A 14,728-nucleotide genomic window follows, 5' to 3' on the forward strand; every position below is an offset into this window, starting at 1 on the left:
TTAAAATTTAATGTCAATACTTTTATTTATTTAACCAAACTTCTTTAAAAATTGCTTCTTTAAACCCCGTCGTAATTGTCGTTCCATCCGTTAAAATAGGTCGTTTCATTAACATCCCATCTGATGCCAAAAGGTGACTTGCCCGACTAATAGACATCGTTGGCAACTCATCTTTTAAATTTAATTTACGATATTTATCACCATGCGTATTGAAAAAGTAAGTCATCGGTTGATTAGATTCAGTCAACCACTTTTCAATTAAATCTGCCTTTGGTGTCTCTTGAATGAGGTCTATCAAATGGTAATCAACCTTATTTTCATCTAACCATTGTTTTGCTTTTCTACAAGTTGAGCATTTGGGATACCAATAAAAGTCTATCATTGTCAGAAACCTCCTAATTTTAAAAAAACAGCGATTCTGAAATAGAATCACTGCACCATTATTTAATCAAAGTCTTCCTCTTCGCTACTGAACATATAACTCTTATGATGGTATCGCATTGACATAATCAATCCAATCCCAATCATGTTCCCAATCAGGGCAGATCCACCTTGACTAACAAAGGGTAATGGAATACCCGTTAGAGGCAATAATCCGATACTCATTCCAATATTTTCAAAAACATGGAATAAAATCATCATAATAACCCCTGTAGATAGGTACGCATAAAATTCATTTTTTGTATCAAAAGTTGCTCGAACCATTCGATAAATCAATAAAAAATAGATGAAAATTAAAACACAACCACCAATAAATCCAAAGTTTTCTCCAATCACAGAGAAAATCATATCAGATTCACGAACGGGCACATAAACATTTGAAACATTGAACCCTTTACCAGTCAATTGACCTGATCCAATGGCTTTCATACTTTGCCATACTTGATAGCCAGACCCAGATGTATCCTTTGATGGATTTAACCAGTTATCAATCCGATCAAACTGGTAAGCAGCAAATCCAACTTTTTCTAGAATTGCTCGACCCGTTGTTGAAATAACCATGTATAACGCAGTTCCACCGATAATCGTCACTGCACCAAATGCCGGACCAATAATTTTCCAAGTAATGCCGGACACCAAGATAACCCCACCTAAAATGGCAAAGAAAACTAGCATTGTTCCGAAATCATTTTGAAGTTTCAATAGAACAGCAACTGGTACCGTCCATGCAATCATTTTGGCCAATAAAATCATATCCGTACTTAGCCTGTGCGTTGGATACGTATTATTATGTACCGTAACGACGCGAGCCAACATTAGAATAAAAGCTGGTTTCATTACTTCTGATGGTTGAAATGTCAATGAACCAGCAATCGGTATCCAACTTTTAGCTCCTGTACTGATAAATAAAGGTTTACTATAAACAACTAAGACAATCGTCAATAAAAATATTCCGACGCCGTACCCAATGGGAGCAATGCGCCACAACTGTTCTGAGTCAAATTGCATAATGACAACAATTGCAATAATACCAACGGCGTACCACATTAACTGGGAAACCATCTGACTAACAATTGAAGTCGTACTAGTATCATGGGACGCCGCTACATAAGTTGAAGCAAGTCCGATGATTGCTAAAACTAGGACAGCGAAAATAATCCCATAATCGATTCTTGCTTCACTATCGACCTCATCTTTTCTACTACTCATAGAATTTCCCTCCACACTGTGTTACTTATTTCATTAAATTTCTGAATCAACTACCATTAATAGTTACTTAACTACTTAGCCACGATGCAAATGGAAATCACGTAATAATGTATCAATTCCTTCATCACGCGTTTTTGCTTTAAATATTTCACCATTACTCAACGTTGCAACAAATTTTGTGTCTTTTGCCATAACTGTCCCAATCTCAATGCCACCGACTGTTAATGAAACAGCGTCTTCGCCGTTAATTTTAATATCATTCTCTGCAACTTCAATTTCTTTTTCTTTCTTAGACATGTTGACTTTCTCCTTTTGGGTTCTTATTTCTACGTACGGTAAAGTAATCAGGCACTGGATCAAATCCGCCCTTAACAAAAGGATGGCATCGTAAAATTCTACCAATACCCATAATAATGCCTTTTGCGCCATGTTTTTGAATAGCTTTAATCATATAGTTTGAGCACGTCGGATAATACCGGCAACTAGGTGGAAACATCGGTGAAATAAATTTTTGATAAAACTTGATTGGTGCTAACATTAAGTTTTGCATCAATTAATGACACCTCCTATATTAAAAGGTCCATCAACAGATTGCCCCGTTAATAGACCTCCCATAATAACCAGTATTGCAGTTGTTATCTACCTTGTTTTTCAATATGTTCTAACAAGAATCCTGTTCCTTTTGCAACGTCATCTAATGGTGATTCAGAAACCATGACAGGAATATTTAAATTCGTTGACATTAATAAATCAACCCCATTTAATAACGCACCACCACCTGTTAAAATAATACCAGTATCAATAATATCTGATGCTAATTCTGGTGGTGTTTGTTCAAGTACTTCTTTTGTTGCTGCAACGATTGATTGCATTGTATCATGAGTCGCTTCTTCTATTTCAGCAGAAGTAATCACGATTGTTTTTGGTAAACCAGTAACAACGTCACGTCCACGAATTTCCATTTCTAAGGCACGATTATCTGGGAAAACCGTCCCAATTTCGATTTTAGCTTTTTCAGCTGTATGTTCACCAATTTGAAGGCTATGTTTTTGTTTAACAAAGTTAATAACATCATTGTTCAATTGGTCACCAGCAACACGTAATGAACGACTTGCGACAATATCACCTAATGAAATAACCGCAACATCACTTGTTCCACCACCAATATCAATCACTAAACTACCACGAGGTTGATAGATATCTAATCCCGCGCCAATAGCTGCGACTTTAGGTTCTTCAGCAAGGAAGACCTTGCCACCACCAGCTTTTTCAGCAGCTTGAATAATTGCTTTTTGTTCGATTGATGTAATATTTGTTGGGCAACAGATTAAAATATTTGGTTTTGATAAAAAACCACTCACATTTAATTTTTTAATAAAGTAAGTTAACATTTGTTCCGTAATATCAAAATCAGCGATAACACCATTTTTCATAGGTCTAATTGCTCTAATACTACCAGGTGTTCTACCAACCATTTTGTATGCTTCTGATCCAACTGCCAATACCCGACCTGATTTTGTGTCGATTGCGACAACAGATGGTTCATTTAAGACAATTCCTTTATTTTGAACATTAATTAACACGTTTGCAGTTCCTAAATCAATACCAATATCTTTAGCCATTATGTTTCTCCTCTCGGCGCTTAAAAACTTATACTAATGTAGCCATTATACCATATACATGCACAATAAAAAAATGTCCAAAATGGACATTTTCTTCTATTGTGCTTCACTTGATGTCTTAATAATTAAGTTTTGTGTATCATCATCAATACGCTTAATTTCAGCACCCAAAGCTTCTAATTTTTGGTTAAAATGATAGTAACCACGATCAAGATATTCAAGATGTGTCACTTGTGTGTATCCACGAGCCACTAATCCAGCTAGTACAAGTGCTGCAGCTGCTCTTAAATCAGTTGCAGCAACTTCTGCACCATTAAAATCTGTTGGTCCATACATCACAACTGAATTTCCTTCAATTTTGAAATTAGCATTCATTCGACGTAATTCTTCAAGATGCATAAAACGATTTTCAAAAACTGTTTCCGTTAAAACACTTGTCCCAGATGCCATTAATTGAAGGACAGTCATTTGAGGCTGCATATCCGTTGGGTACCCTGGATGAGGCATCGTTTTAACGGTTGTTGGTTTGATTTTATCTGTTCCAATCACTCGAATGCCATTTTCTTCTTGTATAACTGTTACACCCATTTCCTCTAATTTAGAGATTAATGGTTTATTGTGTTCTGCAATTGCATCTTCAATTAAAACATTGCCTTGAGTCACTGCTGCTGCGACCATAAAAGTCCCTGCTTCAATGCGATCTTGGACAACCGCATGTTCTGCACCATGAAGTTCTTTCACCCCATGAATACGGATTGTTTCCGTTCCAGCACCTTGAACTTTAGCACCCATTTTATTTAAAATGTTAGCTAAATCAACAATTTCTGGTTCTCTTGCAACGTTTTCAATCACAGTTGTTCCAGTCGCTAATGTTGCTGCCATCATAATATTTTGTGTTGCACCTACACTTGGAAAATCAAGATAAATGTTAGCACCCTTTAATTCATCTACAGTAGCTTCTACGTAGCCATCATATTGTTCAATATGTGCGCCCATTGCTTCAAAACCCTTTAAATGTAAATCAATTGGACGTGAACCAATTGCACAGCCACCAGGCATTGCAATTTTTGCATGTTTAAGACGTGCCAAAAGAGGACCCATTACCACAATCGATGCACGCATTTTTGAGACGTATTCGAATGGTGCCTCTGGTGATAATTCTTTAGCAGCACTCATTTTGACTTCATTAGTTTCTTCATTAAAATCAACATCTAAATTTAAAAAGCGTAGCACATTATTCATTGTGAAAACATCAGATAAAACTGGCACATTTGATAATGTATTTTCGCCAGTACTTGCTAAAATGCCAGCTGCCAAAATGGGTAATACTGCATTTTTAGCGCCTTCTATGCGAACTGTTCCGTTGAGTGTGTTTCCACCCTTGACAATAATTTTTTCCACTGTTATTCCTCCGTCATTATTTAACTAAAAAAACTAAATTACGTACATTATCAATAAAATTTAAGAAAAAAGTACTACTTGTGTATCCTAACAAAATAGCCAACAAAACAATTAATACTCTAATTCTTTGCTGGTTACTTTGTGGGAAAAATCTGTCTATCCGTAACCCTTGAATTGCCCAAAAAGCAATTACGATAAACATTAAATGACTCATTAAAGTGACTAGTGATTGTATCCCCACAGTATTCATCAAAACACTCCTAAAATTTATTCGTCATAAGCATAGCATATTTTGCACGACTTGTCGCTAATATTTGTAACAAAAATGAAATATTTAATATGTATACAAAAAAAGGACGCTGAATTTTTTCAGCGTCCTTTAATCGATTAATGTTTAGAAACTTTAATCCGGTTAATTGCACGTCTAAGCGCAATTTCAGATCTTTTAAGTTCATTTTTATTTTTTGTTTCTTTCGCTGTAGAAATCATCTGTTCAGCACGCGCTTTAGCAGCTTGTGCTCGTTTTTCATCAATATCTTCTTGGCATTCTGCTGCATTTGCAACAACCGTTGCGACATTTTTTGAAAATTCGATGAATCCACCACTTACGGCAACTTTATCTTCTTGGCTATCACTTACTTTGATTCTGACTGCGTCAATTTCAAGGGAAGCAATAACTGGAATATGATTGGGTAAAATACCCATTTCTCCACTGGGCGTTTTGACAATAACCATTTTAGCTTTATTGTCATAAACACTACCATCAGGAGTGACGATACTAACGGTCAAAACTGAATCTTCAGCCATCTGTTATTACCCCCTATTTTGCCATCTTATTTGCTGCTTCAATAACATCTTCGATTGGGCCGACACCATTAAAAGCATCTTCAGGAAGAGCATCATATTTACCATCAAGAATATCTTTAAATCCTTGAACTGTTTCAGCAATTGGTACATATGATCCAGGTTTCCCTGTAAATTGTTCGGCAACATTAAAGTTTTGTGAAAGGAAGAATTGAATACGACGTGCACGTGCTACAATCACTTTTTCTTCATCAGATAATTCATCCATACCTAAAATAGAAATAATATCTTGTAATTCACGGTAACGTTGTAACATATGTTGAACTTCCGTAGCAACACGATAATGTTCTTCTCCAACAATTTCAGGTGTCAAAGCACTTGAAGTTGAAGCCAATGGATCAACAGCTGGGTAAATACCTTGTTGCGTTAAACTACGTTCCAAGTTAGTTGTTGCATCCAAATGGGCAAACGTTGTTGCAGGAGCGGGATCAGTATAATCATCGGCAGGAACATATACTGCTTGAATTGATGTAACTGAACCTTTTTTAGTTGACGTAATACGTTCTTGCAATTGACCCATTTCAGTAGCTAATGTTGGTTGGTAACCTACGGCTGAAGGAATACGACCTAATAAGGCTGAAACTTCAGATCCGGCTTGTGTAAAGCGGAAGATATTATCAATAAACAATAGCACATCTTGTCCTTTTTCATCACGGAAGTATTCCGCAATTGTAAGACCAGTCAATGCAACACGCATACGGGCACCAGGCGGCTCGTTCATCTGACCAAACACCATGGCTGTCTTCTCTAACACGCCGGATTCTTTCATTTCGAAGTAAAGGTCATTACCTTCACGAGTACGTTCACCAACACCGGTAAACACTGAAATACCATTATGTTCTTGAGCAATATTATGAATCAATTCTTGGATTAAAACAGTTTTACCAACACCGGCACCACCGAACAATCCAATCTTACCACCTTTGATATAAGGGGCTAACAAGTCAATAACTTTAATTCCTGTTTCAAGAACTTCAGTACTTGCACTTAATTGATCATACGTAGGAGCATCTTTATGGATACTGCTACGTTCTGCATCTTTACTAAATTCAGGACCACCATCGATGGTATCTCCTAAAACGTTAAACACTCGACCAAGAGTATCTTCACCAACAGGGACAGAAATTGAAGCACCTGTGTCTTCAACAACCGTTCCACGTTGCAAGCCATCCGTAGAATCCATGGCGATTGTTCTCATAACTCCGTCACCTAATTCAAGCGTAACTTCAATAATTAGAACAGAACCATCTTCACGGGTAACTTTTAACGCATTATTGATATCTGGTAAGGTTTCGTTTAAAGAGAATTGTACATCGACGACGGGCCCGATAACTTGAACAACTTTACCGAGACTCATCTTCTGTATTCCTCCTGTCATTTTACTCTAAAGCAGCTGTTGCACCAGTAATTTCTGTAATTTCTGTTGTAATAGCACTTTGACGTGCACGATTATACGTCAGTTCTAACGATGAAATAATATCTTTGGCATTATCTGTCGCAGATTTCATTGCTGTAGAACTTGAAGCATGTTCAGCTGTTTTAGCATCTAAAATCGCACCATATACTAAGCTTTCCGCAAACTGAGGTAGAACAACTTCAAGAATTGCATCTCCTGAAGGTTCCATGTCATAATCTTCGTTCCCCATTACATTAGACGCTTCAACATCTTCTGAATCCATGTTCACTTCCGAAATTGGAAGCATTTGCTCAGAATGAAAGTCTGATTGTAAACTGTTAACGAAATGATTATAACAAACAAATAGTTCATCGTAGACTTCACTGCTATACATTGTCACCATTGATTTAACAATTTCACGAACTTCAACAAATGTTGGAATATCACTTACACCACGATATTCGTAGGCAACATCATATCCTCTATTTTTAAAGAAGTCTGCGCCAGTACCACCAACAGCAATAACAACAGCATTGTCCACAGTGTGACCATTTTTTTTCATTAAATCTAATGTTTGCTTAATCACGTTACTATTGTAACTACCGACTAAACCACGATCAGACGTAATAATTAAATAACCACTTTTCTTAACAGGTCTCTTTTGTAGCATATCGAAGCCTGAAAATACTGAATCATCATCCTCAGCTGATTGTTTTGCTTTTCCAGCTTTAGCATCTAAAAGGTGAGATTGGGCAAGATGGGTAATGACACTTCTAATTTTAGAAGCATATATTTGATAACTTTGAGTATGACGTTGAATTTGGCTTAACTTAGCAGTCGAAACAACTTGCATTGCACCAGTTATTTGTCCTGTTTTCTTAGTTGAAGCGATTCGACGCTTTACTTCCATTAATGAAGCACCCATTAATTCTCACCATCTTTCATTTACTTTTAGTTTACGCTTTTTCCAGGAGTTGCTTGGAACCCTTCTGAAAAATCTTTGATTGCAGCGTCAAATTTATCTTCATCAGGTAAATCGCCTGTTTCTTTGATGTGATTTAAAAGATCACTATGATTATTATCAAAGAAATCAGAAATTTCACCTTCAAAACGAAGAATATCATCAACAGGAACTGCATCTAAGAATCCATGTGTTAACGCATATAAAATTAAAACTTGTTTTTCAACAACTAATGGTTTGTGTAAAGGTTGTTTAAGAACTTCAACCGTACGGTGACCACGATTTAATTTAGCTTGTGTTGCAGCATCTAAATCAGAACCAAATTGAGAAAATGATTCTAATTCACGGAATGATGCAAGAGACAAACGAAGGCTTCCGGCAACTTTCTTCATAGCCTTAATTTGAGCTGACCCACCAACACGAGAAACTGATGTACCAGCATCAATAGCTGGACGAGTCCCTGAATAGAATAAATCACTATCCAAGAAAATTTGACCATCAGTAATCGAAATAACATTAGTAGGAATATATGCAGAAACATCACCAGCTTGTGTTTCGATAAATGGAAGAGCAGTCATTGAACCACCACCCAATTTATCACTTAACTTAGCTGCACGTTCAAGTAAACGTGAATGTAAGTAGAAAACATCACCAGGATAAGCTTCACGACCAGGCGGACGTCTCAAAATTAATGACAGTTCACGGTAGGCAGTTGCTTGTTTTGATAAATCATCAAATACAATCAAGACATGTTTACCGTTATACATGAATTCTTCACCCATTGCTGAACCAGTATATGGAGCTAACCATAATAATGGTGCGGGAGAAGCAGGACCAGCACTAACGACAATTGTGTAATCCATAGCGCCTAAACGACGTAATGTTTCCACTTGTGCGCTAACTGTTGATTCTTTTTGTCCAATAGCAACATAGATACAGATCATGTCTTGGTCTTTTTGGTTTAAGATCGTATCAATAGCAACTGATGTTTTACCAGTCTTACGATCACCAATGATCAATTCACGTTGTCCACGGCCAATTGGAACTAAAGCATCAATAGCTTTAAGTCCAGTTTGTAAAGGTTGATCAACTGACTTACGATCCATAACTCCTGGAGCCTTTTTTTCAACTGGACGAGTTTTGGTTGTCTTAAGATCACCTTTACCATCGATGGGTTGACCTAAAGGATTAACGACACGTCCAATAAGTTCTGCACCAACAGGAACTTCCATGATTCTACCCGTACGTTTGACAACATCGCCTTCACGGATACCTTCATAACCACCTAAAATAACGATACCAACATCGTTTGTTTCTAGATTTTGAGCCATACCATAAGTACCGTCAGAAAATTCTAACAATTCTCCTGATAAAGCGTTATCCAAACCGTGTGCACGAGCAATACCATCACCAACATAAGTAACGGTACCTACTTCATCAACGATAAGTTCGTCTTTATATTGTTCCAATTGTTCTTTAATTAAAGCACTGATTTCCTCAGCTTTAATGCTCATACAAGGTTCACCTCTTAACTACTTTAATATGTTACTCCGCTAATAATCGTTTTACTTTGTTGATTTTTGATGAAATTGAGCCATCAAAAATCTGATTATTTGCTTCGATAACAACGCCACCAATAATTTTTTCATCAATAATATTGTTAAATACTATTTTATTTGCACCGATTCGTTCTGCAAACTTAGCTGACAATTTTTTTAATTGATCAGCATCAAGTTTCACTGCAGTTGTCACAGTTGCATGGACTACTTTTTCTTTAACGTCACATAGTCGTTCAAATTCTTCAATTATTCCGACCATATCACCCATTCGACCATAATCAAAGACCATTTGGATGACGTTCGCAATAATTGGAGAAGCCTCTTTCAGTAAAACTTTAACAAGGTCCTGCTTTTCTAATAAATTAAGACGTGCATCAACGAGCACTTCACTTAATTGTGGATTAGCAATGAATACTTGTCTAACTTCTTCTAATTCTTCTGAGAAGGCAACAATGTTACCCTGTTCATCAGCAATTTCAAAGATAGCTTCACCATAACGATTAGCAACGGTTGCCTTATCTAATTTCATTTTACTTTACCAACCCTTCAATATAAGAATTGATTAAGTCTTTTTGATCATTCTCATTTAATTCTTTTTGAATAATCTTAGAAGCAATTTCAATAGACAATTCAGCGACATCGCTTTGAACGCCATTTAATACTTCTTGACGTTCTTGCTCAATATCTTTAACAGCGTTTTGTTTCAACGTCGCTGCTTCGTCTTGAGCGCCAGAAACGATATCATCATGTTGCTTTTTACCGTTGTCTTTTGCACGACTAACAATTTCAGATGCTTCTTGACGTGAATTATCTAATTGGTCTTGTCGTTCGGTTGCCAAAATATCGGCTTTTTTTCTTGAATCCTCAGCAGAATCTAAATCATTCGCAATTTTATCTGCACGATCGCTCATCATTTTTGTGACGGGACCCCATGCATAATGTTTGATGATTAACATCAAAACAACAAAAGAGATGATATAAAATAAGAAATCACCAAGTTGGAAATTACCAACCGCACCGAAAACTAAATCTGAAAACATCTATTGACACCTCCTTTTTAAAATTAATATATTTCGTTGTATCAACGAAGGATCAAACTTAATTTCAAAAATTATTTAGCCATCAATAGGAATGAAATAACGATAGCAATAATAGGAACGGCTTCAATCAAACCAACACCAATGAACATTGTTGAACGTAATTGACCTGATAATTCTGGTTGACGGGCCATACCTTCGATTGTTTTAGAAATAACTAAACCATTACCAATACCTGTTGCGACAGCGGCTAAACCAGCTGCAATACCTGCTGCTAATAATCCCATAATATTTGTTTCCTCCTTAGATATCTTGTTTTTATTCTTTTTGTACTTTTCCACCAATATAAACCATCGACAATGTTACGAATACGTAAGCTTGGATACTTCCGATAAACAGAGAGAATCCTTGCCAAATCATTTCGACTGGGAAAGCAACGACAGTCATTAACGGGCTCATAGAAACCGCACCACCAATTAACGTTAACAGTACTTCACCAGCATAAATGTTTCCGTACAAACGAAGAGCTAATGTTAACAGGTTTGTAAATTCTTCAATCAAATTAATGGGTAAAAGAAAAGCAACTGGACTTAAATAGGAATTTTTAATATATCCTTTAAATCCAAATTGAATGATTCCCATAAAATGTGATAATAGCAGAATCAAAAATGCAAACGTTAGTGTCGTTAGCGGACTCGACGTTGGGCTTTTGATCAACGTCTTGTCGCCAAAACTAATTTGGAAAAACAAACCCAATTGGTTAGATACAAAGATAAATAAGAATAGCGTAAACGCTAATAAATTAAATTTCTTACCCTCTTCTCCAGGCATTGCACTTTTTACAATCCCATTGGTGAAATCAATGAGCCATTCCAAAACATTTTGCCTTCCAGTCGGTTTCATGGTTAATCGTCTTGATAAAACAATTGCAATAATTGCAACAATCACACATGCAACCAACCCGGAAGCGACATTCGTAATGTTGAAAGGCAGTCCATAAAGCTTTACAACGAAAGCTTCTCCATTCACAGAATTTCACCTCTTTCCAAACTATGATTTGACCGTTTAAAACGGTATAACTTAAAGAGAATAACTTTATAAATATTCTCCAATTACAAAAGAAATCATACCACCAATTGATACAAAATACAAAGGAATTTCCAACTTATTTTATTTTTTTTTGGCACAAAGAAAAATGACCCCTAGACTACTTATATATAAGCATTCTAAAAGTCATCAATTTAATTATTTTGTACCGAATAATCGGTCACCAGCATCGCCCAAACCTGGGACAATATAACCATCTTCATTTAAATGATCATCAAGTGCTGCTGTATAAATATCAATATCAGGATGTTTTTCACGTAATGCTTCAACACCTTCTGGTGCAGCCACAAGACAAACAAACTTAATTGCCTTTGCGCCACGCTTCTTCAAGGCATCAACAGCCATAATAGCAGAACCACCAGTTGCAAGCATTGGATCAACAACCAGGAGATCACGGCTAGCAATATCTTCTGGCATTTTGACAAAGTATTCCGTTGGTTGAAAGGTTGTTTCATCACGGTACATACCAATATGTCCAACTTTAGCTGCTGGTAATAATTCTAAAATACCATCAACCATCCCTAAACCAGCTCTTAAAATAGGAATAACGGCAATTTTCTTACCAGCTAATGTTTTTTGTGTTGTTTTACCCATGGGCGTTTCAACAGTAACATCTTCTAAAGCGAAATCACGAGAAACATCATATACCATTAGTTCAGCAATTTCATTAACAACTTCTCTAAACTCTTTTGTTCCACAGTTCTTATCACGGATAATCGTTAATTTATGTTGAATCAACGGATGATCCATTACTTGAAATTTACCCATTACGAAACACTCCCTTAATTTTAGTCTATTCTATTTTAGCGAATTCTACCTTGAAATACTAGTCCTAAACGTATTTAATTTGTGAAATAGGATGATTTTTAGATAATGCCAAAACTTGTGAGCCAATTTCAGCCAATTTTTCATCATCATCGTGGAATTGAATCGCATACAAAATTAAAATTGCAATGACTTTGACATCTTCACTATCAAAACCACGAGTCGTAATTGCTGGCGTGCCAATTCGAATACCAGACGTTTTAAAGGGCCCCAACTGTTCATTTGGAATTGTATTTTTATTCACAGTAATATGAACACGATCTAATAGGTTTTGAACTTCTTTTCCATTTAAACCAGATGGTGTCACATCTAAGTTCATTAAATGATTATCCGTCCCACCTGATATCACTCTCACTAAATCTGATTGTGCAAAGACACCAGCCATAGCTTGCGCATTTTGCACAACTTGATACATGTAAGTTGTGAACGTTGGCTGTGCTGCTTCATAAAAGGCGGCTGCTTTTCCAGCAATAACATGTTCTAACGGACCACCCTGTGTTCCAGGGAAAACAGCAGAATTTAATTTTTTAGCATATTTTTCTTTAGCAAGAATCATCCCACCACGAGGACCACGCAAAGTTTTATGCGTGGTCGTTGTCACAACATCAGCAACATCAACAGGGTTAGGATGCAAACCTGTCGCTACAAGTCCTGCAATATGTGCCATATCTACCATTAAATAGGCACCAACTTCATCAGCAATAGCTCTAAATTTTGTAAAGTCTATCATTCGGCTATATGCTGATGCACCCGCAATAATCATCTTAGGTTTTTCTTTAAGTGCAATTTCTCGAATCGCATCGTAATTTAACCGTTCCGTTTTCGAATCAACCCCATAACTAACGAAGTTATAGAGTTCACCTGAAAAGTTCACAGGTGAACCATGCGTTAAATGCCCACCATCGCTTAATTTCATCCCTAAAATTTTATCATTAGGTTCCAAAAAGGCCTGATATACTGCCATGTTAGCTTGTGAGCCAGAATGTGGCTGCACATTGACGTATTCCGCGTGAAATAGCTCTTTAGCACGATCAATGGCTAACTGTTCAACCACATCAATATACTCACAACCCCCATAATAACGTTTACCGGGATAGCCTTCAGCATATTTATTTGTTAAGACACTCCCTTGAGCAGCACGCACAGCATCTGAGACAATATTTTCAGACGCAATTAATTCAATGTTCTCTTCTTGACGTTTTTCTTCATGCGCAATTGCATCCCATAACGCCTTATCTTGCAATTTATATTTTACTTTTTCAGCTTCCAAAAGTTCAGTAATATTTTGTTGACTTGCTGCTTTTTCTAGACGATTCATGTAAGCAATGCCTAAACCAGTTTTGTCGAATCCTTCAACCAATATTAGTTGAACATTAGGATTATCATCAAAGTAACGTAACCCATCAAAAAGTGATTGGCTCGCAGACTCAATTGTTTTTCCTAAAGATGAGTAGCCACTATTTTTAGGAATTTGATCTGTGTCAATTTGACCCTCTCTAGCCATCAATCCGATTGCAATATCTTGTTTAGCTACCCAATCTAAAATTTCAGACCAATTTTGTGTTGAATCAACAATCACAACTTGTGCTCTAGGTGCATAGTGTCGGTACTTCATCCCAGGTGCCTTGGGTGTTTCTCCTGCAGCAACTTCATGCGTCTCGTCACTAACAGGTCCCCCAATCACTGCTTCAATTTGTGGCAAGGTCACTGCCCCAGGTCTCAAAATAGTGGGTACATCCGTACTCATATCTAAAACAGTTGATTCCACGCCAACTTTTGTTTGCCCATCATCAATAATACCTGCAATTTTGCCATTTAAATCATGTGCAACATGTTCTACCATCGTTGGACTTGGTTTTCCAGACGTATTAGCCGAAGGACCCACAATTGGCACCCCTGCTTTAGCAATAAGTGCTAACGTAACCTTGCTATCAGGCATTCTAAAAGCAGCTGTCTCTAACCCACCTGTAACTGTCTTTGAAAGGGCACCTGGTTGTAATTTCAGAATGAGGGTTAATGAACCCGGCCAAAATGCTTTAATTAACTTTTCCACATTATCAGAAAGGGGCTGTGCATACTTTCTAACTGTTTCCACATCGGCTACATGCACAATCAGTGGATTATCACTAGGTCTCCCTTTTGCAGCATAAACTTGTTTGACTGCCTCTTCATTTGTTGCATCGGCACCCAAGCCATAAACTGTTTCAGTTGGAAAGGCAACAAGTTGACCTTGTTTTAAAAGTTCTGCAGCAGCTTCTATTTCATTTGGTTGATAAATAATTGTTTCCATTAAGTCAACACTCCTT

At 36.9% G+C, this 14,728-nt stretch carries 17 protein-coding genes and 1 pseudogene; all 18 read right to left on the reverse strand.

The window, feature by feature from the left end:
• Positions 1–22: 22 nt before the first annotated feature.
• Positions 23–382 carry an arsenate reductase family protein gene (locus tag ACVPPR_RS05795; RefSeq protein WP_462303871.1) on the reverse strand — a complete coding sequence of 120 codons (360 nt, stop codon included), beginning with the start codon at positions 380–382 and terminating at the stop codon, positions 23–25.
• Between the two features lie 62 nt (positions 383–444).
• Positions 445–1,650 carry an FtsW/RodA/SpoVE family cell cycle protein gene (locus ACVPPR_RS05800; protein WP_462303872.1) on the reverse strand — a complete coding sequence of 402 codons (1,206 nt, stop codon included), beginning with the start codon at positions 1,648–1,650 and terminating at the stop codon, positions 445–447.
• Between the two features lie 75 nt (positions 1,651–1,725).
• Positions 1,726–1,947, reverse strand: coding sequence for a DUF2969 domain-containing protein (locus ACVPPR_RS05805; RefSeq protein ID WP_462297368.1), 222 nt, complete (start codon positions 1,945–1,947; stop codon positions 1,726–1,728).
• The gene (gene yidD, locus ACVPPR_RS05810; RefSeq protein WP_462297478.1) at positions 1,940–2,200 is read right to left on the reverse strand and encodes a membrane protein insertion efficiency factor YidD; all 261 of its coding nucleotides are present in this window, start codon (positions 2,198–2,200) and stop codon (positions 1,940–1,942) included. Before yidD ends, ACVPPR_RS05805 begins: the two co-directional genes overlap by 8 nt.
• A gap of 85 nt (positions 2,201–2,285) precedes the next feature.
• On the reverse strand, positions 2,286–3,272 hold the full coding sequence (gene mreB, locus ACVPPR_RS05815) for a rod shape-determining protein MreB (protein WP_462297367.1): 987 nt from the start codon (positions 3,270–3,272) through the stop codon (positions 2,286–2,288).
• A gap of 96 nt (positions 3,273–3,368) precedes the next feature.
• Positions 3,369–4,673: a UDP-N-acetylglucosamine 1-carboxyvinyltransferase gene (gene murA, locus ACVPPR_RS05820; RefSeq protein WP_462303873.1), complete on the reverse strand. Its 1,305-nt coding sequence runs from the start codon at positions 4,671–4,673 to the stop codon at positions 3,369–3,371.
• A gap of 16 nt (positions 4,674–4,689) precedes the next feature.
• A complete protein-coding gene (locus ACVPPR_RS05825) occupies positions 4,690–4,923 on the reverse strand; it encodes a DUF1146 family protein (RefSeq protein ID WP_462297365.1) in 234 nt (77 codons plus the stop codon).
• A 137-nt stretch (positions 4,924–5,060) separates the two neighbouring features.
• Positions 5,061–5,480, reverse strand: coding sequence for a F0F1 ATP synthase subunit epsilon (locus ACVPPR_RS05830; protein WP_462297364.1), 420 nt, complete (start codon positions 5,478–5,480; stop codon positions 5,061–5,063).
• A gap of 13 nt (positions 5,481–5,493) precedes the next feature.
• The gene (gene atpD, locus ACVPPR_RS05835) at positions 5,494–6,894 is read right to left on the reverse strand and encodes a F0F1 ATP synthase subunit beta (protein WP_462297363.1); all 1,401 of its coding nucleotides are present in this window, start codon (positions 6,892–6,894) and stop codon (positions 5,494–5,496) included.
• Positions 6,895–6,916: 22 nt separating this feature from the next.
• The gene (locus ACVPPR_RS05840) at positions 6,917–7,858 is read right to left on the reverse strand and encodes a F0F1 ATP synthase subunit gamma (RefSeq protein WP_462303874.1); all 942 of its coding nucleotides are present in this window, start codon (positions 7,856–7,858) and stop codon (positions 6,917–6,919) included.
• A gap of 26 nt (positions 7,859–7,884) precedes the next feature.
• Positions 7,885–9,408 (reverse strand): F0F1 ATP synthase subunit alpha, encoded by a 1,524-nt coding sequence (gene atpA, locus ACVPPR_RS05845; RefSeq protein ID WP_462297361.1) that lies wholly within the window; start codon positions 9,406–9,408, stop codon positions 7,885–7,887.
• Positions 9,409–9,439: 31 nt separating this feature from the next.
• Positions 9,440–9,982: an ATP synthase F1 subunit delta gene (gene atpH / locus ACVPPR_RS05850; RefSeq protein ID WP_462297360.1), complete on the reverse strand. Its 543-nt coding sequence runs from the start codon at positions 9,980–9,982 to the stop codon at positions 9,440–9,442.
• A 1-nt stretch (position 9,983) separates the two neighbouring features.
• A complete protein-coding gene (gene atpF, locus ACVPPR_RS05855; RefSeq protein WP_462303875.1) occupies positions 9,984–10,493 on the reverse strand; it encodes a F0F1 ATP synthase subunit B in 510 nt (169 codons plus the stop codon).
• A 71-nt stretch (positions 10,494–10,564) separates the two neighbouring features.
• Entirely contained in the window at positions 10,565–10,777 is a 213-nt protein-coding gene (atpE, locus tag ACVPPR_RS05860) for a F0F1 ATP synthase subunit C (RefSeq protein WP_409022303.1), read from the reverse strand.
• Between the two features lie 31 nt (positions 10,778–10,808).
• A complete protein-coding gene (atpB, locus tag ACVPPR_RS05865) occupies positions 10,809–11,519 on the reverse strand; it encodes a F0F1 ATP synthase subunit A (protein WP_462297358.1) in 711 nt (236 codons plus the stop codon).
• A gap of 216 nt (positions 11,520–11,735) precedes the next feature.
• Positions 11,736–12,365 carry a uracil phosphoribosyltransferase gene (gene upp, locus ACVPPR_RS05870; RefSeq protein ID WP_462297357.1) on the reverse strand — a complete coding sequence of 210 codons (630 nt, stop codon included), beginning with the start codon at positions 12,363–12,365 and terminating at the stop codon, positions 11,736–11,738.
• 64 nt (positions 12,366–12,429) lie between these two features.
• On the reverse strand, positions 12,430–13,692 hold the full coding sequence (gene glyA / locus ACVPPR_RS05875; RefSeq protein WP_462304810.1) for a serine hydroxymethyltransferase: 1,263 nt from the start codon (positions 13,690–13,692) through the stop codon (positions 12,430–12,432).
• Between the two features lie 33 nt (positions 13,693–13,725).
• Positions 13,726–14,712, reverse strand: a pseudogene (locus tag ACVPPR_RS05880) (L-threonylcarbamoyladenylate synthase); the annotation flags it as partial.
• Between the last annotated feature and the right edge of the window lie 16 nt (positions 14,713–14,728).

Source organism: Dellaglioa sp. L3N, from assembly GCF_054941095.1.

Excerpts from the sequence above, each read along its gene's own strand:
- ACVPPR_RS05795 (WP_462303871.1), bottom strand. The coding sequence starts at position 382 with ATGATAGACTTTTATTGGTATCCCAAATGCTCAACTTGTAGAAAAGCA.
- ACVPPR_RS05800 (WP_462303872.1), bottom strand. The coding sequence starts at position 1,650 with ATGAGTAGTAGAAAAGATGAGGTCGATAGTGAAGCAAGAATCGATTAT.
- ACVPPR_RS05805 (WP_462297368.1), bottom strand. The coding sequence starts at position 1,947 with ATGTCTAAGAAAGAAAAAGAAATTGAAGTTGCAGAGAATGATATTAAA.
- yidD (WP_462297478.1), bottom strand. The coding sequence starts at position 2,200 with ATGCAAAACTTAATGTTAGCACCAATCAAGTTTTATCAAAAATTTATT.
- mreB (WP_462297367.1), bottom strand. The coding sequence starts at position 3,272 with ATGGCTAAAGATATTGGTATTGATTTAGGAACTGCAAACGTGTTAATT.
- ACVPPR_RS05825 (WP_462297365.1), bottom strand. The coding sequence starts at position 4,923 with ATGAATACTGTGGGGATACAATCACTAGTCACTTTAATGAGTCATTTA.
- ACVPPR_RS05830 (WP_462297364.1), bottom strand. The coding sequence starts at position 5,480 with ATGGCTGAAGATTCAGTTTTGACCGTTAGTATCGTCACTCCTGATGGT.
- atpD (WP_462297363.1), bottom strand. The coding sequence starts at position 6,894 with ATGAGTCTCGGTAAAGTTGTTCAAGTTATCGGGCCCGTCGTCGATGTA.
- ACVPPR_RS05840 (WP_462303874.1), bottom strand. The coding sequence starts at position 7,858 with ATGGGTGCTTCATTAATGGAAGTAAAGCGTCGAATCGCTTCAACTAAG.
- atpA (WP_462297361.1), bottom strand. The coding sequence starts at position 9,408 with ATGAGCATTAAAGCTGAGGAAATCAGTGCTTTAATTAAAGAACAATTG.
- atpH (WP_462297360.1), bottom strand. The coding sequence starts at position 9,982 with ATGAAATTAGATAAGGCAACCGTTGCTAATCGTTATGGTGAAGCTATC.
- atpF (WP_462303875.1), bottom strand. The coding sequence starts at position 10,493 with ATGTTTTCAGATTTAGTTTTCGGTGCGGTTGGTAATTTCCAACTTGGT.
- atpE (WP_409022303.1), bottom strand. The coding sequence starts at position 10,777 with ATGGGATTATTAGCAGCAGGTATTGCAGCTGGTTTAGCCGCTGTCGCA.
- upp (WP_462297357.1), bottom strand. The coding sequence starts at position 12,365 with ATGGGTAAATTTCAAGTAATGGATCATCCGTTGATTCAACATAAATTA.